General features: G+C 60.2%; 20 protein-coding genes. 8 read left to right on the forward strand and 12 right to left on the reverse strand.

The features are described from left to right. Positions 1-208 precede the first annotated feature (208 nt). The gene (locus AC07ZE_RS25970) at positions 209-1,135 is read left to right on the forward strand and encodes a LysR family transcriptional regulator (protein ID WP_207267178.1); all 927 of its coding nucleotides are present in this window, start codon (positions 209-211) and stop codon (positions 1,133-1,135) included. Between the two features lie 137 nt (positions 1,136-1,272). Here AC07ZE_RS25970 and argE read toward each other — a convergent pair whose 3' ends face one another. The 7 genes from argE to hrpB form a co-directional block, all read right to left on the reverse strand. Further along, positions 1,273-2,439, reverse strand: coding sequence for an acetylornithine deacetylase (argE, locus tag AC07ZE_RS25975; protein ID WP_207267179.1), 1,167 nt, complete (start codon positions 2,437-2,439; stop codon positions 1,273-1,275). Continuing rightward, on the reverse strand, positions 2,432-3,109 hold the full coding sequence (locus AC07ZE_RS25980) for a DUF1028 domain-containing protein (RefSeq protein ID WP_207267180.1): 678 nt from the start codon (positions 3,107-3,109) through the stop codon (positions 2,432-2,434). Before AC07ZE_RS25980 ends, argE begins: the two co-directional genes overlap by 8 nt. Positions 3,110-3,290: 181 nt before the next feature. Next, positions 3,291-3,680 carry a hypothetical protein gene (locus tag AC07ZE_RS25985; RefSeq protein ID WP_207267181.1) on the reverse strand — a complete coding sequence of 130 codons (390 nt, stop codon included), beginning with the start codon at positions 3,678-3,680 and terminating at the stop codon, positions 3,291-3,293. After that, entirely contained in the window at positions 3,677-5,086 is a 1,410-nt protein-coding gene (locus AC07ZE_RS25990; protein ID WP_207267182.1) for a PAAR domain-containing protein, read from the reverse strand. The genes AC07ZE_RS25985 and AC07ZE_RS25990 overlap by 4 nt, the downstream gene beginning before the upstream one ends. After that, positions 5,083-5,580 (reverse strand): hypothetical protein, encoded by a 498-nt coding sequence (locus tag AC07ZE_RS25995; RefSeq protein WP_137804356.1) that lies wholly within the window; start codon positions 5,578-5,580, stop codon positions 5,083-5,085. The genes AC07ZE_RS25990 and AC07ZE_RS25995 overlap by 4 nt, the downstream gene beginning before the upstream one ends. 267 nt (positions 5,581-5,847) lie before the next feature. Then, positions 5,848-6,207 carry a DUF6124 family protein gene (locus tag AC07ZE_RS26000; protein ID WP_207267183.1) on the reverse strand — a complete coding sequence of 120 codons (360 nt, stop codon included), beginning with the start codon at positions 6,205-6,207 and terminating at the stop codon, positions 5,848-5,850. A gap of 398 nt (positions 6,208-6,605) precedes the next feature. Beyond that, entirely contained in the window at positions 6,606-9,122 is a 2,517-nt protein-coding gene (hrpB, locus tag AC07ZE_RS26005) for an ATP-dependent helicase HrpB (RefSeq protein WP_207267184.1), read from the reverse strand. A 109-nt stretch (positions 9,123-9,231) separates the two neighbouring features. Here hrpB and pmcY point away from each other — a divergent pair, with 109 nt between their 5' ends. Continuing rightward, entirely contained in the window at positions 9,232-9,651 is a 420-nt protein-coding gene (gene pmcY, locus AC07ZE_RS26010; protein WP_137804359.1) for a periplasmic Zn2+ metallochaperone PmcY, read from the forward strand. A 23-nt stretch (positions 9,652-9,674) separates the two neighbouring features. Beyond that, on the forward strand, positions 9,675-10,568 hold the full coding sequence (locus AC07ZE_RS26015) for a cation diffusion facilitator family transporter (RefSeq protein WP_207267185.1): 894 nt from the start codon (positions 9,675-9,677) through the stop codon (positions 10,566-10,568). A gap of 39 nt (positions 10,569-10,607) precedes the next feature. On the opposite strand, the gene AC07ZE_RS26020 is transcribed toward AC07ZE_RS26015, so the two are convergent. After that, a complete protein-coding gene (locus AC07ZE_RS26020) occupies positions 10,608-11,645 on the reverse strand; it encodes a DUF6515 family protein (protein ID WP_207267186.1) in 1,038 nt (345 codons plus the stop codon). Positions 11,646-12,082: 437 nt separating this feature from the next. On the opposite strand from AC07ZE_RS26020, the gene AC07ZE_RS26025 reads away from it, so the two are divergent. Together AC07ZE_RS26025 and AC07ZE_RS26030 are read left to right on the forward strand one after the other, a co-directional pair. Continuing rightward, positions 12,083-12,562 (forward strand): Lrp/AsnC family transcriptional regulator, encoded by a 480-nt coding sequence (locus AC07ZE_RS26025; protein ID WP_007937367.1) that lies wholly within the window; start codon positions 12,083-12,085, stop codon positions 12,560-12,562. Positions 12,563-12,759: 197 nt separating this feature from the next. Further along, a complete protein-coding gene (locus AC07ZE_RS26030) occupies positions 12,760-12,969 on the forward strand; it encodes a DUF2788 domain-containing protein (RefSeq protein WP_095196702.1) in 210 nt (69 codons plus the stop codon). Here the strand turns inward: AC07ZE_RS26030 and AC07ZE_RS26035 are convergent. From AC07ZE_RS26035 to AC07ZE_RS26050, 4 genes are all read right to left on the reverse strand, one after another. Next, complete coding sequence (locus AC07ZE_RS26035) at positions 12,964-13,599, reverse strand: pseudouridine synthase (protein ID WP_259331995.1); 636 nt, start codon at positions 13,597-13,599, stop codon at positions 12,964-12,966. The two genes, AC07ZE_RS26030 and AC07ZE_RS26035, sit on opposite strands and share 6 nt — an antisense overlap. Before the next feature lie 68 nt (positions 13,600-13,667). Further along, the gene (amn, locus tag AC07ZE_RS26040) at positions 13,668-15,167 is read right to left on the reverse strand and encodes an AMP nucleosidase (protein WP_170948728.1); all 1,500 of its coding nucleotides are present in this window, start codon (positions 15,165-15,167) and stop codon (positions 13,668-13,670) included. Positions 15,168-15,253: 86 nt separating this feature from the next. Next, the gene (locus AC07ZE_RS26045) at positions 15,254-16,903 is read right to left on the reverse strand and encodes an acyl-CoA dehydrogenase family protein (protein WP_207267187.1); all 1,650 of its coding nucleotides are present in this window, start codon (positions 16,901-16,903) and stop codon (positions 15,254-15,256) included. Between the two features lie 74 nt (positions 16,904-16,977). Further along, positions 16,978-19,362 (reverse strand): hybrid sensor histidine kinase/response regulator, encoded by a 2,385-nt coding sequence (locus AC07ZE_RS26050; RefSeq protein ID WP_207267188.1) that lies wholly within the window; start codon positions 19,360-19,362, stop codon positions 16,978-16,980. Positions 19,363-19,675: 313 nt separating this feature from the next. On the opposite strand from AC07ZE_RS26050, the gene AC07ZE_RS26055 reads away from it, so the two are divergent. The 3 genes from AC07ZE_RS26055 to hemL are packed head-to-tail and all read left to right on the forward strand — an operon-like array spanning position 19,676 to position 22,424. Then, positions 19,676-20,473 (forward strand): hydroxymethylpyrimidine/phosphomethylpyrimidine kinase, encoded by a 798-nt coding sequence (locus AC07ZE_RS26055; RefSeq protein WP_207267189.1) that lies wholly within the window; start codon positions 19,676-19,678, stop codon positions 20,471-20,473. 18 nt (positions 20,474-20,491) lie between these two features. Then, positions 20,492-21,118 carry a thiamine phosphate synthase gene (thiE, locus tag AC07ZE_RS26060; protein WP_207267190.1) on the forward strand — a complete coding sequence of 209 codons (627 nt, stop codon included), beginning with the start codon at positions 20,492-20,494 and terminating at the stop codon, positions 21,116-21,118. 22 nt (positions 21,119-21,140) lie between these two features. After that, positions 21,141-22,424 (forward strand): glutamate-1-semialdehyde 2,1-aminomutase, encoded by a 1,284-nt coding sequence (gene hemL, locus AC07ZE_RS26065; protein ID WP_207267191.1) that lies wholly within the window; start codon positions 21,141-21,143, stop codon positions 22,422-22,424. The last annotated feature ends 209 nt before the right edge of the window (positions 22,425-22,633 follow it).

The following is a 22,633-nucleotide window of genomic DNA, read 5'->3' on the forward strand; positions in this document are numbered from 1 at the left end:
AGGGCAGTCGGGGTAGATATCAGTGGTTGGAGAGATAGTGCGTCAACCGTGCCCAGAGGAAAATTATTAAAAATATGCTCCGGGTATAAGAAAAAACTGGGCAAGCGCTGGACCAGCCCGGAACCGTCATAGGGTAAGGTTCAGTCAAGCATTCGTGCGACAGGAGCCATCCCGGCTCTCACCGCAAGCAGAGCAAAAAGAGGTGCGTGTGGCTTCCTATACCTTGCGACAACTCAAGTACTTCGTCACCACGGTAGAAGCCGGCAGCGTGGCGCAAGCTTCGAGACAGCTCTATATCGCGCAGCCATCGGTTTCAACGGCGATCAAAAGCCTGGAGGAGTCGTTCAATGTCCAGCTGTTCATCCGCCACCACGCCCAAGGCGTTTCCCTGACACCCACCGGCACGCGTTTCTATCACAAGGCGCAAGAGCTGCTGCGCATGGCCAGGGAGTTTGAACAGAATGCGTTGGCCGATAACGATACGGTGTCCGGGCAGATCGACATCGGGTGCTTCGAGACGGTAGCCCCGTTGTACTTGCCACAGCTCATTGCTGACTTTCGCAAGCTGTATCCAGGCGTGGACATTCGTATACGCGACGGCGAGCAGCAGGAGCTGGTCCAAGGTTTGACCGCAGGCACTTTCGACGTCGCCTTCCTCTACGATCACGGGCTCGACAGCACCATAGAAACCACGCCGCTGATGCCACCGCAGAAACCCTACGTCCTGCTGCCTGAAGGGCATCGTTTTGCTGATCAGAAGGAGGTATCGCTGAGGGATCTGTGCGGGGAGCCAATGATTCTGCTCGATGTGCAGCCGAGCCGAACCTACTTTGTCAGCCTGTTCCACGAACTGGAACTGACGCCGAACATCGTGTTCAGCTCGCCTTCGATCGAGATGGTGCGCGGCATGGTCGGTCAGGGGTTCGGGTTCTCCATCCTGGTGACCCGCCCGCATTCGGAATGCACTTACGATGGGAAAAAGGTGGTGACGGTCGATATCAAGGAACCGGTCTCAACCTCCGGACTGGCTTGTGCACGCCTGAAACGCAATCAACTGACCAAGCCTGCGCAATTGTTCGTGGACTTTTGCCGCGAGCAGTTGAGCCAGAAGGTTGCTCAGCAAAACCAACCCTGATCCTGCCACCGAAAATCAGGCAGCGACTCTCCTTGTGGGAGCGAGCCTGCTCGCGAAGTCGTCGGCACACCCAACATCAATGTACCTGCCACTCCGCTTTCGCGAGCAGGCTCGCTCCCACAGGGTTCGGGGAACCCTTAAATGACAGCGGCACACAGGTAGTCAGCCAATCGAATCAGCATCGCATCACAACCGTTCAACTGTTCCAGCGCGATGAACTCGTCGGGCTTGTGCCCTTGATCCATGCTGCCAGGGCCACAGACAACCGTGGGTATGCCGGCCTGGTCAAACAGCCCTCCCTCGGTGCCGAACGCTACTGTTCCAAACGCTGAAGAGTTGCTCAAGAGCGCAAGCAGCCGCGCCGCCTCACTCTCGGGCGAAGTTGCCAATCCGGGATAAGCACTCAGCGGGCGTAGACGGATATCCGTATCCGCTTGTACCGCCCGCATCTTTGGCAAAACCTGTTCCTCGGCGTATGCCTGCAATTGGTTCGCCACCTCCTGAGCATCGAAGTCAGGCAGCGCCCTGACCTCAAAATCGAATTCGCATTCAGCCGGAACAATGTTCAGTGCCCGGCCACCTTTGATCACACCCGTTTGCACTGTCGAATACGGCGGATCAAAGCGCTCGTCATGGTGATCGGGATGCGCAAGCTCGGCACCGATTGCGCCCAGCCGACCAATCAGCTGCGCGGCGTATTCGATCGCATTGACGCCATAAGGCGCATAGGCGGAATGGCAAGCCGCACCGCGCACTTCGCAGCGCATCGCCAATTTGCCCTTGTGACCCAGCACAGGCTTGAGCTCGGTCGGCTCACCGATCAAACACAGAGCGGGTTTGTGCGGCCGCTTCTGCAACTCGGCGAGCATTGGCCTGACACCCAGGCATCCCACTTCTTCATCGTAAGAAAACGCCAGATGCACTGGAGCAAGAAGAGGACGCTGTACAAAGTCGGGCACCGCGGCAAGCACCGAGGCGATAAACCCTTTCATGTCTGCCGTGCCGCGACCGTAGAGACGCCCATCCTTTTCCGTCAGATGGAACGGATCAACCGTCCAGGCCTGCCCCTCAACCGGCACCACATCGGTGTGACCGGAGAGCACTACCCCGCCGGACTTCAGCGGGCCAATGGTCGCGAACAAATTGGCCTTGGTGCCTTCTTCGTTATAGAAGAGTTCACTCTGAACGCCATGCCCGGCCAGATACGCCTCGATGAAGCGGATCAATTCGAGGTTGGAGTCCCTGCTCACGGTGACGAAGCCAACCAGACGTTCCAGAAGATCGCGACTGGAAGCATTACTCATCCCCAGGCACTCCATAGCTCGGCGCAGCCGTCGGGTTGAGCGCGCGGGTCAGGTAGTCCTGCATCTGTGGCCGATACGCCTGCCAGAGCCCGGCAAGCTGTCCGATTGGGTCTTCCTCGGCCCAGTCGACCCGCAAGTCGATGATGGGCCAGGTGTAATCGCCCACTACCTTGAGCGCTGCGGAGTGAACCGGTCCCGCCTCACCACCGGCGGCCATGGCCGCCTGCATCGCCGCCAGCAAGCGATCGGCCAACTGACCAGGCTCGGCCTCGAACGCCGCGACCATGGCTTCGATGACCCGCACATCGCTGAGCAGATTACCGGCCGCGACACACTGCTCGCCTTTCACCGCGTTATGCACGCCCAACGACTCCTTGCCGCTGAAGCAGGCAATCCGGCCTGACGCATCGATCACCGTGACCTGCCGGTACTGACTCCACCCATTGGAATTGAGCGCCTTGTCCAGCGCCGCGTCGGCCTCCAGATGCTGATGCTCCAGCAGATCCAGTATCTGCGGCCCCAACGCCGGCAGCGTAATGTTCTGCGTAGAGACAGCCCCGACCCCCGCCCGCACCCAAGGGCAACGCGCGCCTACCGCAATGCTTGAAGAACTGATGGCAATACCGAGCTGCCCGGTTTCAGGGCAACGCCCGATAATTGAGAACGTCATGGCTCACTCCTTGGGTTTGCTGTGCAGGTGGATTTGTATTCTGTTCATGCACAGGAAAGGGAGAAAGCAGGTTTTTTGTGGCTTTGGGGTAGGAAAAAACTGGGCAGGTTTGATGGGTAAATCAAAACGGGCGCCTCGATGGCGCCCGTTTTTGTAGTGCACAACTACACTACCCAAACAATCACTCGAGCTTCCTCAGCGCGTAGACAACAAGCATCCAGATCCCAGCGCCATACAGCAGCACTGTATCAATAAGCACCAATCGCTTGAGACACGCAGGAAAGTTCTGGATATCGACAGGGTCGATATCACCGGCACGAATATGTATCGGAGCCCATACCACCATCGCTGCGATGCTATTCATAAGCCAGAATCGTTCAAACCATCCCGGTCTTCGCAAGAACGGCGCCCAGAGGTAGAGGTATCGACTGTTAGGCAAGGCCTCTATCATTGCATCCAGATAACGCCGGCTCAGATAAAAAGTGAATCCAAGGCTCAGAATATCCATCACGAATGTGCTGCCTACCAACCAAAAAGCCGACCAGGACGACCAAAAGTCTTCGCCTATCATGGCAGTGTCGATTCGTACAAAACTTCTCCCATGAATTCACCGCCGTCCCCACCGACAGTCGCACCTGTCCATGCACCACCCCCTGTCCCGATCAGAACACAGATAACCCCGCCAACTGGCGTGCGCTTAAGTGCCGCGCAGGCGGTTCTACTGATCTCACGGCCTAACGCTGCACCAGCGGAGCCACCCACGGTAGACCCGGCAAACTTCCCACCCTCGGTAAACCAGACCTTCTCGCAAGCAGCTTCAGACCCACCGCTACAAACCTCCTGAATAGCCAGCAACGAAGAAACCGCACCCAGCCCGATCCCGATGTAGCCACCGGTCTGCATGTATTTGGCCGCGCGACTAGTGGCATTCACATGCGTCGCATAACCCGGTATCTGCCCCGGCCCACCGGCTTTGTCCCAGCGATGCACCAGGCTGCGGCTGGAAATGCCCAGAGCGGTTTTAAGCTTCGGATGATCGCCCAAGGTCGTGTGGCTGCGCAGGCGGGTGGAGGTCAACAATTGGGCATCGAGTTGGTTCAGCAGGCGCCCACGCTCGGCAATGAACAGGGGGGATCGAAGGTGTCCGTACTGGCGATAGCTGTCCTGATGCAGGCGTTCCATGGCGAGCAGCGTGTCGCGCATTCGGTTCAGATGTTGCTCCATCATCGCCGCGCTGACACCGAGCCAGGTTGAGGTCTGCCCGGTGAAGCTGGCAATTTCCGCCGCATGACGGAACATGAAGTCCGCCTCGTCCGGCGTCAGGGGATCGAGAGCTGCTTTGACGTGTTGCGCGGCCTGCATCAGCTGCGCTTCCTGATAGGTACAGGAGCTGTTGTTCGGGTCGCCCAGCACGATCATCGAGCTCGCTTTGACGTCTCCGAGATCTGGATTCAGCGCCTGAAATTTACGCATTATTGCCGGATCAGGCATGCCAAACAGCGAAGCTTCCAATGCTTCGCGGGTCATGCTTTTTGGTACGACATAGAAACCGGGTTCTTCAGCAAGGGCGCTGCCAAACACCGGTGGTGCCGTTGGCCCAGTCGGGACGAAACCGGATTGCCCCGGCGCCACCGAGCGGCTGCTGACCGCAGGCTCTGCCGGTGGAGCGGTTCGCCTTGCCACTGGCGGTGCAGACATCTCAGTATGGTAACCGGCCGAAAATACCGACGGAATCAGTTCAGCTTTACAGGGACAACCGCTACGGCTATCCAACGTGCCAGCCACGGCCTTACCGTTACTGGTCATGTACGGAATGCCACCAACGATCGTGTAAGTCTTACCATCCTTGCCACAGGTGACTCGATCACCCTCATGGGCACGGGCGACGCCATGCATTGTGGCGTGAATATCACCATCCAGGACTTTGCCACCGCAGGCAGTCTCGTCATCCTTGCCAATGAAATAGCCTTTGGTCATGAGATTTCTTCCCCCTCGGTAGAGGACAGAAAATCGTCTGACATCGAGTCACCTTCGCGTACGACGAACAAGCCAATGCCTTGCGGCGTATTGATGATTTCGTCGCCATTGCTGAGACGGCTGCCAACCAGTGCCAAATAACTGTTCCCCTCCCCGGCAGTGGTTACAATCTGAGCCGTACTGCCGTCGGCATATGTGACGAGATCACCTTTCTGTGCCGCACGTACCGTCCGACCGCAATCCAAAGTCATTTCCATCGGCGACGTCCCCTGCTGGATCACCCCGCCATCACGGGTCTGGCTACCTTCGGTTGCGAATCGATAGATGGCGCAAGGGCGATACGTTTCAACGTATGCACGCTGCAGAAGAATGACCGCCCGGGCTTCTTCGCTAAATTGCGCGAGTTCCTCCTCGGTGAACGGCGAAATGTCCAGCCTGCTGAGAACTTCGGGCGATAGTTCGTTGGTGTACGAGGTGTGCAGAGGCGCATTCATTTGCAGATCCTTATCCTTGTCGGTTTTGAGTTGAGCCTTTTCTTTCACCTTGGCAAACGCGGTGTGCCGGGTGAATGTCGGGGCGACAAGGAATGAAACGTCTGCGAGCGTTGAGGGGCAATGTCGATGGATCGGCCATCAAGAGTGATTAGGAAAATTCCGCCAATAAACGAAACCAATTCCTACAGCTGGCTGGCCGGCCAGCCTAAATATGTGAAAAAGGGACATCCATCGCCCACCTCAAGGCCAAAGGATGTCCCTGTTTTTTTACTCAGCCGGATCAATCTGATCCAGTACCCGATTGGCCGTGATCTCCGCCAGCATCACACTGTTGGAAATCCCCAGCAGCGCATTGCGCGAACCGCCGTCCAGAAGGTCCACCAACTGATGCACCATCACGTCGACCGAGGCCAGGGTCTCGACCAAGTACACCATCAGCGTTTCGATCGTGGACTCCGGGTTCACGGTAAACAGATTGCTGGGTGTACGCGGGGTGGCTTTGATGTCGGCAGTCGAAGGGAAGTGGTAGTCGAGGGCGCGTTCGGCGGCTTCGTTGAGTTTGTTTGAGTCGGGTTCGTATGGGGAGGTTGGATCGGCATCCGGGGGATTGGGTGTGACCTTGAACATATCTTAGGTTCCTGATGGTGTGCCAACCCTCCTGCTGCTAAACGAAGAGGGTGGCAGCTGCACGCAGGTTAGCAGACCGGGAAACCTAAGAAGCCGGCGCGCCCAAGGGCGCCCTGCGTACAGCTACCATCAAAATGCAGGCGCAAACCTGACTGATAGAAGCGTCATACGACTTAGGTTAGGCACGGGCTGCTAAACCCGATCACTGACGATCAGTGACGCGAATCAAGTTACCCAGCGTCCCCAAGGCGCACAAGCCGGCGGATTCTGGCGTAACGGTAGGCAACGGCGCAAGGAATTGTGGCTTTCAGGAAGTAATCTTAAGGACGCTTAAACACAGACTCCTTGTTGATGTTTAACAAGCGAATGCGCGCTTCCTACAGAACGAAACAGTGAATTCACTTACGCGGCTTGATGCGTGCCGTGGCTTCAGCCACCAACGGGTCATCCGGCCAATAATGTTTCGGATACCGGCCCTTCAAATCTTTCTTCACCTCGGCGTAAGTGCTGCGCCAGAAGTTCGCCAGATCCTGGGTCACCTGCACCGGTCTGCGCGCCGGGGACAACAAATGCAACTTGACCACTTGCCGGCCACCGGCGATGCGCGGGGTTTGCGCCAGGCCAAACAGCTCCTGCAAACGCACCGCCAGGATCGGCGGCTGCTCGCTGTAATCCAGACGAATCGACGAACCCGAGGGTACGCTCAAATGATGCGGTGCCTGTTCGTCGAGCCGTTGCGGCAATGGCCACGGCAGCAGGTTATGGACGATGCTCGACAGGTCGAGATTGGCGAAGTGACTGAGCCGCGAAACTTTGCCCAGGTAGGGCATCAGCCAGTGTTCGAGGCTTTTGAGCAGTGCGGAGTCGCTGACATCCGGCCATTCGCTTTCAGCCTTGCTGGCCAGGTCCAACTGGCGCAGCAACGCGACCCGCGCTTGCCACTGTCGCAGTTCCGGGGTCCACGGCAACAGCTCCAGGCCTTTGCGCCGCACCAGATTCACCAGTGCCTGGCTGCGGGCGGTTTCGTCGAGCCCGGTCAGGGGTTCACGGCTGAGGATCAACTCACCGACCTTGCGTTGGCGTTCGGCGCGCAACACGCCTTCGCGTTCGTCCCAATCCAGTTGATCGACGCAGCGCACCTGCTCGGCCAGCACCGAATCGAACAATGCAGGATCGAAATCCGCCGCCAGGTAAATCCGTTCTTCACGTTGACCCTGTCGGCTGCCGAGGTCGGCGATGACCAGCCACGGTTGCTTCATCAGGCTGTCCGCTTCGGCGAACAGCGCGGCGCGGCCGTTGGCCAGTCGATACTCGGCGCCCCCGGCACGGCGTTGCTGGGCCACGCGATCCGGATAGGCCAGCGCCAATAGCGCGCCGAGCCAGCGCGGATGGTCGGGTTCGCTGACCGGCTCCGACGCCTTGCCGCGCAGGTAACCGCGATACTGCCGCGCCAGTTGCCGGGCACGTTGTACACCGCCCTGAGCGCCACGTGCCGCCCGCTCTTCGCCGGACAACAACACCAGGCGGCTGTGCAGATCGGCACCGGCGCCACGCAAAATATCTCGCTCGCCGAGCAACGCTGCGACATCGCAGGCCATGTCCGCTAGCCCCAGCGCCTGCCCACGCAACAGCAAATGGGCGATGCGCGGATGGGCCGGCAATTCGGCCATGGCCTGACCGTGACGGGTCAACGCTTCGCCTTCCAGGGCGCCCAGGCGTTCGAGCAGATCCTGCGCCTGTGCATAGGCCGCGGCTGGTGGCGCGTCGAGCCAGACCAACTGTCCCGGCGCTACGCCCCAACGGCCAAGTTGCAACGCCAGCCCGGCGAGGTCGGCAGAGAGAATTTCCGCACTGCCGTAGGCCGCCAGTTGTTCGTGCTGATCCTGCGACCACAAGCGATAACACACGCCCGGCTCCAGTCGCCCGGCGCGGCCCGCGCGTTGCGTGGCGCTGGCCTTGGAAATGCGTTGCGTGTCGAGACGGGTCATGCCGCTGCCGGGATCGAAACGCGGCACCCGCGCCAGCCCGGCATCGATCACCACCCGTACACCGTTAATGGTCAGGCTGGTCTCGGCGATGTTGGTCGCCAGCACCACTTTGCGTTTGCCTTCCGGTGCCGGATCGATCGCCGCACGCTGCGCCGACAGGTCCAGCTCGCCATGCAGCGGGCAGAGCAAAATCTGCGTGTTCTCACCCAGCGCGTCGGCCAATTGTTGATGAACGCGACGGATTTCCGCCTGCCCGGGCAGGAACACCAGAACGCTGCCGGTTTCATCGTTCAAGGCTTCGAGAATGGTTTGTACCAACCGTGGCTCGATGAATTCACCGGCCTGGAACGGCCGGCCCCAGCGCATCGCCACCGGGTACATGCGGCCTTCGCTGCGCAGGATCGGCGCATCGTCAAGCAACCCGGCCAGGCGCTCGCCCTCCAGAGTGGCGGACATCAACAGGATTTTCAGCGGCTGATCGTCGCGAAACAGTTCGCGACCATTGAGGCTCAGGGCCAGGGCCAGATCAGCATCCAGGCTGCGTTCGTGGAACTCGTCAAAGATCAGCAGTCCCACACCTTCCAGTGCCGGATCGTCCTGCAAACGCCGGGTGAGAATGCCTTCCGTGACCACTTCGATACGGGTGTTGGGGCCAACCTTGCTATCGAGCCGGATGCGATAGCCCACGGTTTCGCCGACCTTCTCGCCCAGTTCGCTGGCCAGCCGTTCCGCCGCTGCCCGCGCCGCCAGGCGTCGCGGTTCAAGCATCAGGATGGTCTGCCCGGCCAACCACGGCTCATTGAGCAAGGCCAGAGGCACGCGGGTCGTCTTACCGGCACCGGGCGGCGCTTCGAGCACGGCTTCGTGGCGTGTAGCGAGGGCTTCACGCAGGGCGGGTAAAACTTCATCAATCGGCAAAGAAATCATGCTGGCTCCCAAACAGAGGCGCGAGTATAACGGCGAACTGCCCGGTGTTCGTTGCGGTCTTAATTCGTATCGACGACGCTTCGTTTTGAGATTACTCAGGAGATTTCCTATGCGTGTTCCCTTTCGCCTGATTGGCGGTGTATTGATCGCGAGCCTGCTGACCCAAGTCACCGCGTGCGGTTCGATCTTCTACCCGGATCGCCGTGGGCAGATCGACGGCAAGATCGACCCGGCGATTGCCGTTCTCGATGCCGTGGGCCTGCTGTTCTACATTATCCCCGGCCTGATCGCGTTTGCCGTGGACTTCGCCACCGGCGCGATTTACTACGCGCCAGGCGAGACCGCCCAAGTGGCTCCGGAGAAACTCAAGGAAGCCATCGGTGCCGACGGCAAGGTCGATAACCACAAGTTGCAGACTATTCTGGAGCGTGAACTGGGCCGCAGCTTCCCACTGGACGATCCACGCCTGATCCAGCACAAGGGCAGCACCCAGCAACTGGCCCTGTTGGGCCTGCAACCGGCCGCGTAAGCGCTTAAGGAAAAGCCGCACTTATGATCTCCAGCTCCGAACACGCCCGCCTGCTGCGGCTGGCGACCCGTGCCTCGGTGGCAGTGGCCTGTACGCTGATCATCGCCAAGGCTATCGCTTGGTGGTTGAGTGGTTCGGTGAGCATGCTCGCCGGGTTGACCGACTCGACACTCGACGGCGTGACATCACTGCTCAACCTGCTGGCCGTGCATTACGCCCTGCGTCCTGCCGATGACGATCATCGCTACGGCCATGGCAAGGCGGAATCACTGGCCGGCATGGCCCAGGCCTTGTTCATCGGCGGCAGTGCAGTGCTGATTGCGCTGCAGGCATTCGATCGGCTCAAGCATCCGGAGCCGGTGGACGCGCCGTGGATCAGCACCGGGGTGATTGTGTTCTCGCTGGGCCTGACCCTGGCACTGCTGATGTTGCAGCATCGGGTGGTCAAGGCCACCGGCTCCAACGCGGTGCGCGCCGACTCTCTGCATTACCGCTCGGACTTGTTGCTCAATGGCAGTATTTTGGTGGCACTGGTCCTGGCCGGGGTTGGCTGGCATCAGGTCGATGCCTGGTTCGGCCTCGGGATCGCCGCCTACATTTTCTGGAGTGCGACTCGGATCGCCCGGGAAAGCTTCGCGGTGCTGATGGATCAAGAACTGCCACCGGATGTCAGCCAGCATATGCTGGAACTGGCCTGCAGCGTGCCGGGCGTTTTAGGCGCCCATGACTTGCGCACGCGGATTTCCGGCAACCAGTGGTTCGTGCAGTTGCACCTGGAACTGCCGGGCGAGCTGACGCTGTCGGTCGCCCACGGCATCAGCGATCAAGCCGCCGATGCAATCCACGCCGCCTATCCGCGGGCCGAAGTGCTGGTGCACGCCGATCCTATGAAAGTAGCTCCAAGCGCCAAGCTTTAAGCTGCAAGCCAGAAACCTAATTCGTACAGCTTGTAGCTGCTACTGAACTTGATAGCCGCGACTGCTCAGGCAATTGCCCTGTGCCTGGCGGTAGGTTTGCACCACTGACGGGGCGGGTTGATAGGTGGCAGTTCGCGGATCGAAGCCACTCTGCTGCACCGCGTATTGATAGCACTCGTAGCCGTCCTGATTGACCTGCTCCTGCGTCTGGCCGCTGGCAGGGTATGCCACCACGTCGTAACCGTTGTTGACCGGTTGCGGCTGCACGGTGTTCATGGGTGGCTCGACCACGACGTAATCCTGGGTGCTGTCCTGCCAGGCGTAATACGACCCGGCGGCAAGGAACAGCACCGACCCACCGATCAAGACCTGCTCGGCGTAGTCAGGCAGATAGCGGACCCGGATCCCGCGCGGCGGCTCGACCACCACATAGCGCGGGCCCAACGGGCGATACCAATAGCCACCGGAATAGTAGTAATCCATGCCACGGTAAGGCACGCGATAATCGCGATCCGGGAAGCGGTCGATCACATGACCGGGCCGATACTGCGGGCCGGGGCCCCAACCGTTGCCGCGCCCTGGCCCCCGAGGGTCATTGGACGGTGCGCCGATATAGCCGTTCCAGTGCTGGTTGGGATCGTTGCGCCGCGGCTGGTCCTGGTAGTAACCACGCCGTGGCTGTTGAGTCTGTTGCACGGTGTCGGGCCGACCCTGGATGGGTAAATCGTTAGCCGGCAGTTGCGGCGGTGGCGGTGGTGGCCGAACCGGGTTGTTGAAGTCAGGCTGCGGACGGCTCTGCCATTGGCCGCCATTCTGATTCTGTGCGTTGTTTTGATGACCGTCGCGCTCGAACTGGCGACTGTTGTCGCCTCGAATGATGTCATTGTTCTGCTGGCGTGGCTGATTGTTACCACCACGGCCCTGATTATTGTCGCCCTGATGGCCACCGTCCCCGTGCTGCCCACCCTCGGCCCCCCGGTTCTGCGGCTCATCGGCTTGCGATTGCGCAGCGACACTGACCTCAACACCGATAATCAGCAAACCAACACCGGCCAAACGCCAGATGCGCGACTTCATGCTTTTCCTCATTGCGGGTTAGGGCCTGTAGGTAAGACTGGCAATGCATTGGCCGGTTCTGCAACAGGTTATCAGTCGCGCCACTTATTTATTGAGGGTGGCCGATCAAATTCCAGGCAAAGAAAAAGGGGAGACCCGTCGGCCTCCCCTTGAGAACTTCGTCCGTGCTCGACGCTTTTGACGTCGGCTCACCTCACGCCGTCTTCTGGACAGTGTGTAGCTCGGGGGCCGGCTCATCCCCTGTAGGAGTGGCGACCGCAGCTGGCCTGTTTGGGCGAGCCGCACTGGACTGTTTGTCCGAGCAGTGATTCTGGTGATAAGAATAGGCTCGGAGCGCCGACAGAGGATTGCGAAGATTGCTCAAATAAACATCACTTGCGCAATTTTTAACCCTGGATAGATAATCTGCCGCAATAGATACGACAAGGGACCGTTTGATGAGCAAACTCGACCGTTATGACCTGAGCATTTTGGCTGAATTGCAGCGCGACGCGCGCATCTCCAATCAGGAGCTGGCCGAACGCATCGGCCTGTCGCCTTCACCCTGCTCGCGTCGGGTCAAGCAACTGGAGGATGACGGCTACATTTCCCGCCAGGTCGCCCTGCTCGACCGCAAGATGCTCGGCCTGAGCCTGACGGCCTACGTGCTGATCGGCATGGACCGGCACACGCCGGAGCGTTTCGAGAATTTCGAAGCGGCCATTCGTACCTTGCCGCAGGTGCTGGAATGCAGCCTCGTGACGGGAATGGATGCCGACTATCAGCTCAAGGTCGTGGTGCCGGACATGGACCATTACCAGAAATTGTTGCTGGGTCATCTGACGCGGATTGAAGGGGTGACCAGCGTGCGGTCGAGCTTTGTGTTGAACCAGGTGTTGAACAGCACCGAACTGCCTTTGACTCATTTGCGCAGCTGAAGACGCCTTCGCGGGCAAGCCCGCTTCCACGGGGATCTCACAGGCACTGAAGATCCATTGTGGGAGCGGGCTTGCTCGCGAAGAGGTCCGTACAGGCGACGAATAGCTGCGACACACTGCCGCAGGCCCGCACCTCACGCACCCGCCATGCCTTATACTCCAGCGCCTTTTAGCCCCGCCCGCACTGGAGATGTCCGATGGATCCTGCAGTATTCGAAGAGTGGATGATGACCGGACTGGTCAGCATTCTGATCATTTTCATGGGTTTCATCGTCTGGGATCTGGCGAAGAAGTCCAAGGCCGGGCGCTTCGGTTCGTTCATTCTGTTCTTCGTGCTGGGCCTTGGCGTGGCAGCATTCATCATCAAGAGTGTCGTGATCGGCCTGATTGAAACCGGCACGCTATAAACGCGCCGGCACTTCCTTCCACTGACCCTGATCGAGCCCTTCGATCGTCCAGTCGCCGATCCTGACCCGCACCAGCCGCAACGTTGGCAGCCCGACCGCCGCTGTCATGCGCCGCACCTGCCGGTTGCGACCTTCGCGAATCACCAGTTCCAGCCAACTCGTCGGCACGCTTTTGCGAAAGCGTACCGGCGGATTGCGCGGCCACAACGCAGGCTCATCCAGTTGCCGCGCCTGGGCAGGCAAGGTCATGCCGTCGTTCAACTCCACACCATCACGCAAACGCTGCAGCTGCTCGACACTCGGCTCGCCTTCGACCTGTACCCAGTAGGTTTTGGCCAGTTTGTGCCTGGGGTCGGCGATGCGTGCCTGAAGCTGGCCGTCGTTGGTCAACAACAGCAAACCTTCGCTGTCGCGGTCCAGCCGTCCTGCCGGATAAATCCCGGGAATCTCGATAAAATCCTTGAGCGTCGCGCGCCCTTCGCCGTCGCTGAACTGCGTCAACACATCGAATGGCTTGTTGAACAGGATCAGTTTCGGCTCGGCCGGCGGCGCCTTGGCGACACGGCGCGTTGCTGAAGGAGAGGGCTTCACGCCAGGGCGGCGGGAAACGGGACGTTGAGGACGAGACATAAGCAAAGGAACATCTAACGGTCAGGGCTCACTATGCTAGTGGCCTGACCGCCAAATGACCATGACTGTCAGCGGAACGGCGGCTCGTCAAAGCTGCGCAGTTTGCGCGAATGCAGCGAGTTGAGTTCAGTACGCAACAGGTCCACCGCTTCGATGCCGATTTTCAAATGCTGGCTGACCGCGCGCTCATAGAACGCGTTGGCTGAGCCCGGCAGCTTGATTTCGCTGTGCAGCGGTTTGTCCGAGACGCAGAGCAACGTGCCGTATGGCACCCGCAAGCGATAGCCCTGGGCCGCGATGGTACCGCTTTCCATGTCCACCGCCACGGCGCGGGACAGGTTGATCAGCGGTCGCTCCTGGGCCCAGCGCAGTTCCCAGTTGCGGTCGTCGTAGGTCAGCACGGTGCCGGTGCGCAGGCGTTTCTTCAGCTCATCTCCATGTTCGCCGGTGATATTGGCCGCCGCTTGCTGCAAGGCCATCTGCACTTCAGCCAGGGCCGGGATCGGAATGTTCGGCGGTACCACGCGGTCGAGAATCCCGTCACGGCGCATGTAAGCGTGAGCCAGTACGTAGTCGCCGATTGTCTGCGACTGACGCAAGCCACCGCAGTGGCCAATCATCAACCAGCAATGGGGACGCAGCACGGCCAGGTGATCGGTGATGTTCTTGGCGTTGGACGGGCCGACACCGATGTTCACCAGCGTCACACCGTGGCCGTCGGTGGCGATCAGGTGATAGGCCGGCATCTGGTAACGGTGCCAGACCACCCCGGCGGCAATGGCCGAGGCTTCGCCGTGGTCCATGCTCTTTTCGATGATCACGTTGCCCGGCAGCACCATGCGCACAAAACGCGGGTCGCTGCGCAACTGCTCCAGACCATGGACGATGAACTGGTCGACGTAACGGTGATAGTTGGTCAGCAGGATCCACGGCTGCACATGGCGCCAGTCGCTGCCGGTGTAGTGCACCAGTCGGCGCAGGGAGAAGTCCACCCGGGCCGCATCGAACAGCGCCAACGGCAGTGGATCGGTGTTTTCCCAATCGTACAGGCCATCGGCAATGCCATCGGACGCTGCCGACAGGTCGGTGCTCGGGAACACTCGCGCCAGCACGGCGGCGGTGACACCGGAGCCGGCCAGTTCGTCGCCCTGCTCGACCACGTAGGGATAAGGAATGTTCTGCTCGCTGACCCCGACTTCTACGGTCACGGTGAAGTCGTGCATCAATGGCACCAGCTGTTCCAGCAGGTACTTACGGAAAGCGGAGGGATGAGTGACGGTGACCCTGTAGGTGCCCGGCAGCTGGACCTTGGCGTAAGCGCGGGTGGTCTGCGGGACTTCACCCTGGCAGTGGTAGGTCAGGCGCAGCTCGGGATAACGAAACATTGCCCGCTGCTCGGCATCCGGCTCGACACGATCCTTGAGATAGCGCTTGAGCGCCTGACTCAGCGCGGTGGTTGCACGATTGTGCAAGAGCGCAAGCCGATCCACGGCTTGCTCGGCGGTTTGAACGACAATAAAAGCTTCGGTCACGATCAGCATCCTGTGTTCTGACTTGCAGAGCTTCATCTTGCCTGCATCGTCGCTTCACGGGAACAGCGCAGACACAAATGCCAGACTCACCCAAGGTCAAAATGTTGCCTGCAAAATAGCCGTCAGAAACCCTGCGGGGTCGAGCGGGCGACGATTGCTTCCACATCCAGCCCACGCGGCAGCGCGCCATAAACCCGGCCACCCCCATTCAGACGACTGGCGATAAACGCATCGCTGACCACCGAATTCCCCGCCTCCAGCAACAACTTGGCCTGCAGCCCCAGCGCAATGTCCTCGGTCAGTAGCCGGGCTCGATACTGGATGTCGTCGGTGTCCTTGAACGCCGCCTGCAATTGAGTGATGTGAGCAGCCAGGCGCCTGTCACCATGGCCGTCGCCCAATTCGCTGAACAATGCATCCAACACACCTGGCTCTTTCGACAAAGCCCGAAGTACATCCAGACATTGCACGTTGCCGGAGCCTTCCCACGTCGAATTTACCGGTGCCTCACGGTAAAGACGCGGCAGGATGCTGTCTTCGACATAACCGGCACCGCCCATGCATTCGGCGGCTTCGTTGATCATGGCCGGCGCACGTTTGCAGATCCAGTACTTGCCTACCGCCGTCACCAGCCGGGCGAATTTCGCTTCCCTGGAATCATCCAGATGATCCAGCGCCCGGCCCATGCGCAGGCTCAAGGCCAAGGCCGCCTCGCTCTCCAGCGCCAGGTCGGCCAGCACGTTTTGCATCAGGGGTTGTTCACTGAGCAACTTGCCGCCGACCTTGCGGTGGGCGCAGTGATGACTGGCCTGGGTCAGTGCCTGGCGCATCAAGGCACTTGAGCCGACCATGCAATCGAATCGGGTCATGGCCACCATTTCGATAATGGTCGGAACGCCCCGGCCTTCTTCGCCGACCATCCATGCCAGAGCACCACGGAACTCCACTTCGCTGGAGGCGTTGGAGCAGTTGCCGAGTTTGTTTTTCAAGCGCTGGATATAGAACTGGTTACGCGTGTCATCCGGGCGATGGCGCGGTAACAGGAAACAAGTCAGGCCCTTGTCGGTCTGCGCCAAGGTCAGGAAGGCATCGCACATCGGCGCCGAACAGAACCATTTGTGCCCCACCAGTTCATAGGCCTGGCCAGGACCGCTGGCTCCCACCGGATAGGCCTTGGTGGTGTTGGCCCGGACATCGGTGCCACCCTGTTTTTCGGTCATGGCCATGCCGATGGTGACACCCGCCTTGTGGGCCATGCCGACGTTACGCGGGTCGTACTCGGTGGCGAGGATCTTGGGCAGCCATTTGTTCGCCAGGTCCGGTTGCAGGCGCAACGCCGGGACACTGGCGAAGGTCATGGTCAGCGGGCAGCCGCTGCCGGCTTCAGCCTGGCTATGCAGATACGTCATGGACGCCCGGGCGACGTGGGCGCCGTCCTGCGGATGCGCCCAAGGCAACGAGGTCAGGCCATGTGCGATCGCCGCTTGCATCAGCTGGTGATAGGCCGGGTGAAACTCCACCAGGTCGATGCGGTGGCCATAGCGGTCGTGACTGTTGAATACCGGTTTGTTCTGGTTGGCCAGAAACCCCGCTTCCATCAACGGCCCGCCGGCCAGTGCGCCGTAAGCCTCGATCCGCGACTCGGCCCAGCCGGCCCCGAAACGCCGCGACCACTCCTGCAACGGCAAATCGATGCGATACAGGTTGGCGCCGTCCAGTGACGGTGGCTGGTTGGTGACTTCGTGGGTTTCGGCGAACTGATGCAGGTTCATGACGGGGCTCCTTTGGTCAGCCAAGGGATTTCAGTTAAGCACCGCCCCTTGGCCGAACAAAGTGTCATATCTGCCTAACTGTCGGCGCTTTCGCCCTGTTTCGGACAGAGCACCCGGCGATAGAGCGCTGCTTGCAAGTCTTCGAATTTTACCGGCTTGCTCAGGCAATCGATCAGCGCGCCCGTCGGGCAACGCTCCCGATCCGCGCCTTGGGCGATCATGAATATCGGCAAGTCCGCGCACCTCGGTAAGTCCCGGATCTGGCAACAGACGGACACACCCTCCATGGGGGGCACCTGACTATCGAGCAACACCGCATCAAAGCTTTCACGCTGCAGGAATTCGAGGGCAGCGATGCCGCTGTCAGCGGTCCGCACCCGGAACCCGAGCTTGAGCAACATGCCGCGCATCACCAATTGATTGATGTTGTTGTCATCCACCAACAGCACGGTGCAATCCTGGGGTAGCCGCAAACGTGGGAAGTCGCGCGTCATGAAGGGTACTGATGGAGGCTCGATCGCCGGTAATTCGAACTCGACGTCGAGCTGGAAACGACTGCCGCGACCGGGTTCGGAACGGTGCGTCAGACGGCCGCCGAGCAACTCGACCAATTGTCGGCAGATCGCCAGACCCACGCCCAGACCGCCGTACTCGCGTGTCATTGAACCATCGAGCTGGAAGAACCGCTGGTACATCGTCGCCTCGCCCAGATCGGTAAAGCCGATGCCGGTGTCGATCACCGCGAAGGACAACGCCAGCCGATCGGAACTGACCGTTTTCCCGGTCACCCGTAGCGCCAGACCACCGACGCGGGTGAACTTGATGGCGTTATCCAGCAAGCATTCCAGGCATTGCGCCAACTTGGCACTGTCGCCGTGCAAGCGATCCGGCACGCCCGGCGCCACATCGACCTTGAAATCCAGAGACTTGCTGCAAGCATTACCTTCAAATTGCACGCGCAATGCCTCGACCACGCTACGCAGACTGAACGTCGACGGGGAAACCTTGAGCTTGCCGGCCTGCAACTCGGTCAGCGTGAGAATGCCATTGACCATGCGCATCATGTCCCGCGCCGACCCGGCGGCGGTTTGTTGGTATTGCTCCAGTTCCGGGTCCATGTCGACGGTTTGCATCAGCTCCAGCGAACCGATCACGCCGTTCATGGGCGTGCGTAACTCATGGGTCAGGGTGGCGAGGAATTCGTCCTTGAGCTGGTTACTGCGGGCCAGTTGCTGGTTGAGGACTTCCAGCTTTTGCCCGGCGTCGAGCAGGGTTTGCGCCTGTTGCTCGCGCATGGCATTGATGCGGTCGGCCAGGGCCAGCGACAGCAGCGCCACTTCGATGGCCGAGCCGATCTGGCTGGAATACATGGTCAGGAACACGTTCGGCAGATAACCCAGAACCATCAGGGTATTAATGATGCCGCCGAGCAAAAAAGCCGACCAGGCAATGATGAAATAGCGCGCGACCCGCAACCCCCGCAGCCAGGCGAAAATCCCTGCTGCAAAAATCACCACCGTGAAGGTCAGCGCCAGGGCCGTCGCCAGGCGCAAGGCCAAGGCATAACTGGTCATCAGCGATAAGCCGACCACCAGTGCACTGAACACCACCAACGCCAGCAACAAGCGGTCAAGCCAGCGACTGTGAGTGGCCGTCTGCAAGAAACTGCGGGCGAACTGGCTGCCGAACAGCCCCGCACAGCCGATGAAAAACGGCGTCGCCGCGTTGGCCCACCAGGGATTGTCCGGCCAGAAATACTGTACGGCGGCGCCATTCACCGAGAGCTGATACAAGCCGAACGAGGCGATGTAGAAGATGTAATAGAGATAGCTGGTATCCCGCACGCTGAGGTAGATAAACAGGTTGTAGACCAGCATTCCCAGCAATACACCGTAGATCAGCCCCAACACGTAAAGCCTGACTGGCTGGGCTTCAAGGTACGCGGTGCTCGACCACAGCGTGACCGGCGCCTGGATCGAGCCCTGGCTTTGCAGGCGCAGATACAGGGTTTGCGTTTGGTCGGAGGTGAAATCCAGATTGAACAGGTAGTTGTTCTGGCGGATTTCGCGGCTGGAAAATGGCAAGGCATCGCCGGTCTGGCGAACCCGTTGATAGTTGCCAACTGCATCGGGCTGGTACAGGTCAAGGTGATCGAGGGGCGGATAGGCCAGTTCCAGCAGCCAGGTCCGTTGCGCCGTCGGGTTGGTCGGACGGTAATGCAGGTCGATTTTCAGCCAGTACGCCGAACGCGAATACCCGGCGTTGAGGGTGGCCTTGTCGTGAGGTTTGAAGTGGCCGGCCGCAGCCAGCGCGCGCACGTCTGCGATGCTCGCCTGACCACCAGCATCTTCAAACACCTGCAGAGTTCGGCCCAGGGGGAGGCTTTGAGTGAACTCATCGAATTCGACGGCGTTCGCCAAGAGGGGCAAACACAACAGCAACATCAGCAAATAGCGCATTTATGCCCCAGCGTGGCCTTTCCGGTTCCGTCAGGAAGCCCCCCATTCCCTTTGAGAAGACGTAAAACCGGTGTTACCTGTTATTGGTTTGGATCCACTCTAGCATAGCCGTTGATGGCCATTGAACACTATCTAAATTTTTCCAGAAAAGGCTCTAGCACGGGCATTCCAGCGGATGTTACTGAGATAGAGCTGTTGGGTGGCTCAGATTGTGAAAACGCCACTCCGAACAGCGCCCCCTCGCCACAATGTATCGGCCGGACAGGATGACACCACACCCGAAAAAAGATGTTTGGTGGTAAGCTCGCGCACCATGAATATCTACAGCTCACGCCCCGTTGTCCTCTGTCTCTCCGGCCACGACCCAAGTGGTGGCGCCGGCTTGCAGGCAGATATCGAAGCCCTGCTCGCCCAGGGTTGCCATGCGGCTCCGGCCGTCACCGCCCTGACCGTGCAAGACACCGTCAATGTCACTGATTTCCGCGTGCTCGACCGTGAGTGGGTGTTGGCCCAGGCCAATGCCGTGCTCAACGACTCCGAAGTCGCGGCCGTCAAACTGGGCATGCTCGGTTCCCTGGAAATGGTCGACACCGTTGTCGAACTGCTTTCGGTGCACCCGCATTTGTCAGTGGTCTGCGACCCAGTGTTGCGCGCCGGCGGCGGAGGACGCCTGGGCAAGGACGAAGTCGGCTACGCCATGCGCGAACGCCTGCTGCCCCTGTCGATCATCGCCACCCCCAACCTCCCCGAAGCCCGAATTCTCGCCGAACTGCCTGAAGGCACCGCAGACGAGTGCGCTGAAAAACTACTGCCGTTCGTCAAACACCTGCTGATCACCGGTGGCCATGGCGACGAGACCGAAATCCACAATCGCCTCTACAGCCGCGATGGCCTGCGTCAGACCTATACCTGCCAGCGCTTGCCCGGCAGCTATCACGGTTCGGGCTGCACCTTGGCCAGTGCCCTCGCCGGCCGTCTGGCCCAAGGTGAAAACCTCGCCAGTGCCGTGCAGACCGCGCTTAACTACACGTGGCGCACCCTGCGCGATGCCGAGCAGCTGGGTAAAGGCCAGTTCGTGCCGCGCCGCCTGCCACTGGACTTCTGTTCGTAACGCCATGAGGGCTGTCCGATGAAACTACGTGGTCTGTACGCCATTACCGACAGCCATCTACTGGACGGTAAATTGCTTCAGTATGTTGAGGCAGCGCTGGAGGGCGGCGTCACCCTGCTGCAATACCGCGACAAGAGCAGCGATGATGCCCGCCGTCTGCGTGAAGCCGAAGCCTTGCGTGAACTATGCGAACGCTACAAGACCCGGCTGATCATCAATGACGACGCCGAACTGGCCGCACGCCTGAACGTCGGCGTGCACCTGGGGCAGACCGACGGTCCGCTGACCCCGGCCCGCGCACTGCTCGGTTCCAAGGCCATCATCGGTTCGACTTGCCACGCGCAACTTGAACTCGCCCAACAGGCCGCCAGGGAAGGTGCCAGTTATGTCGCCTTCGGCCGCTTCTTCAACTCCAATACCAAACCCGGCGCCCCGACCTGCAGCCTCGACCTGCTCGACCAGGCCCGCCAGCAGTTGCACCTGCCGATCTGCGCGATTGGTGGCATCACCCTCGACAATGCGGCCCCGCTGGTGGCCCATGGGGTCGATCTGCTGGCCGTGGTGCATGGCCTGTTTGGCGCACAGAGCACGGCTGAAGTGACCCGCCGCGCCCGCGCGTTCAACGAACTGCTTTCTATTAATTAGCTAAAAGCCTGAGAGCCCGATCATGTCTCGTTCCGAAACCCTGTTTGCCAATGCCCAGAAACACATTCCCGGCGGCGTGAATTCGCCGGTTCGTGCGTTCAAAAGTGTTGGTGGCACGCCGTTGTTCTTCAAGCACGCCGAAGGCGCCTACGTCACCGACGAAGACAACAAACGCTACGTGGATTACGTCGGTTCCTGGGGCCCGATGATTCTGGGTCACAGCCATCCGCAGGTACTGGACGCCGTGCGCAAGCAGCTTGAGCATGGCCTGTCCTACGGCGCGCCGACCGAGATGGAAACCCAGATGGCTGATCTGGTCTGCTCGCTTGTACCATCGATGGAAATGGTGCGCATGGTCAGTTCCGGCACCGAAGCGACCATGAGCGCGATCCGCCTGGCCCGTGGCTTCACCGGTCGCGATAGCATCATCAAGTTTGAAGGCTGCTACCACGGCCACTCCGACAGCCTGCTGGTCAAGGCCGGTTCCGGCGCCTTGACTCAAGGCGTCCCAAGCTCGGCCGGTGTTCCGGCAGCGTTCGCCAAACACACCCTGACCCTGCCGTTCAACGACATCGACGCAGTTGAAGCCATGCTCGCCGAGGTCGGCCAGGACGTGGCGTGCATCATCGTCGAGCCCGTAGCCGGCAACATGAACTGCGTGCCACCGGCCCCTGGCTTCCTTGAAGGCCTGCGCACCCTTTGCGACAAGCACGGCGTGGTGCTGATCTTCGACGAAGTGATGACCGGTTTCCGCGTCGCCCTCGGCGGTGCCCAGGCCCACTACGGCGTAACGCCGGACCTGACCACCTTCGGCAAGATCATCGGCGGCGGCATGCCGGTGGGCTGCTTCGGCGGCAAACGAGAAATCATGTCCCGCATCGCCCCGCTGGGCCCGGTTTACCAGGCCGGCACCTTGTCGGGTAACCCATTGGCGATGGCGGCCGGTCTGACCACCCTGCGCCTGATCAGCCGTCCGGGTTTCCACGCCGAGCTGACCGACTACACCACTCGCCTGCTCGATGGCCTGCAAGTGCGTGCGGATGCAGCGGGTATTCCGTTCGTGACCACCCAGGCCGGTGGCATGTTCGGTCTGTACTTCAGCGGTGCCGACGACATTGTGACTTTCGATGACGTCATGGCCAGCGATGCCGCCCTGTTCGGCCGCTTCTTCCACCTGATGCTGGAAGGCGGTGTGTATTTGGCACCAAGCGCCTTCGAAGCCGGCTTCACCTCGATCGCCCACGGCGAAGCCGAGTTGAAACTGACGCTGGATGCCGCCGAGCGCGCATTTGCTGCCTTGAAGTAATGCTCGAAACGCTGACGTTGGCCATCGCCAGCGTCAGCGTTCACCTACATCCCAACGCTTTTTCCTACTCATCTGCCATTAATCCCCCGCAAACAGGGCGATATATTTCCCTCGCAGCAGAAAAACGAGTAAAGACTTTGTAAGGTTGGCCCTGCTTATTTCATAATGCGCGCTTATTGGATCCCCTCGATGGGTCCGCGCGCCCTTCA

The sequence above is a fragment of the Pseudomonas sp. GW101-3H06 genome (genome assembly GCF_059424605.1).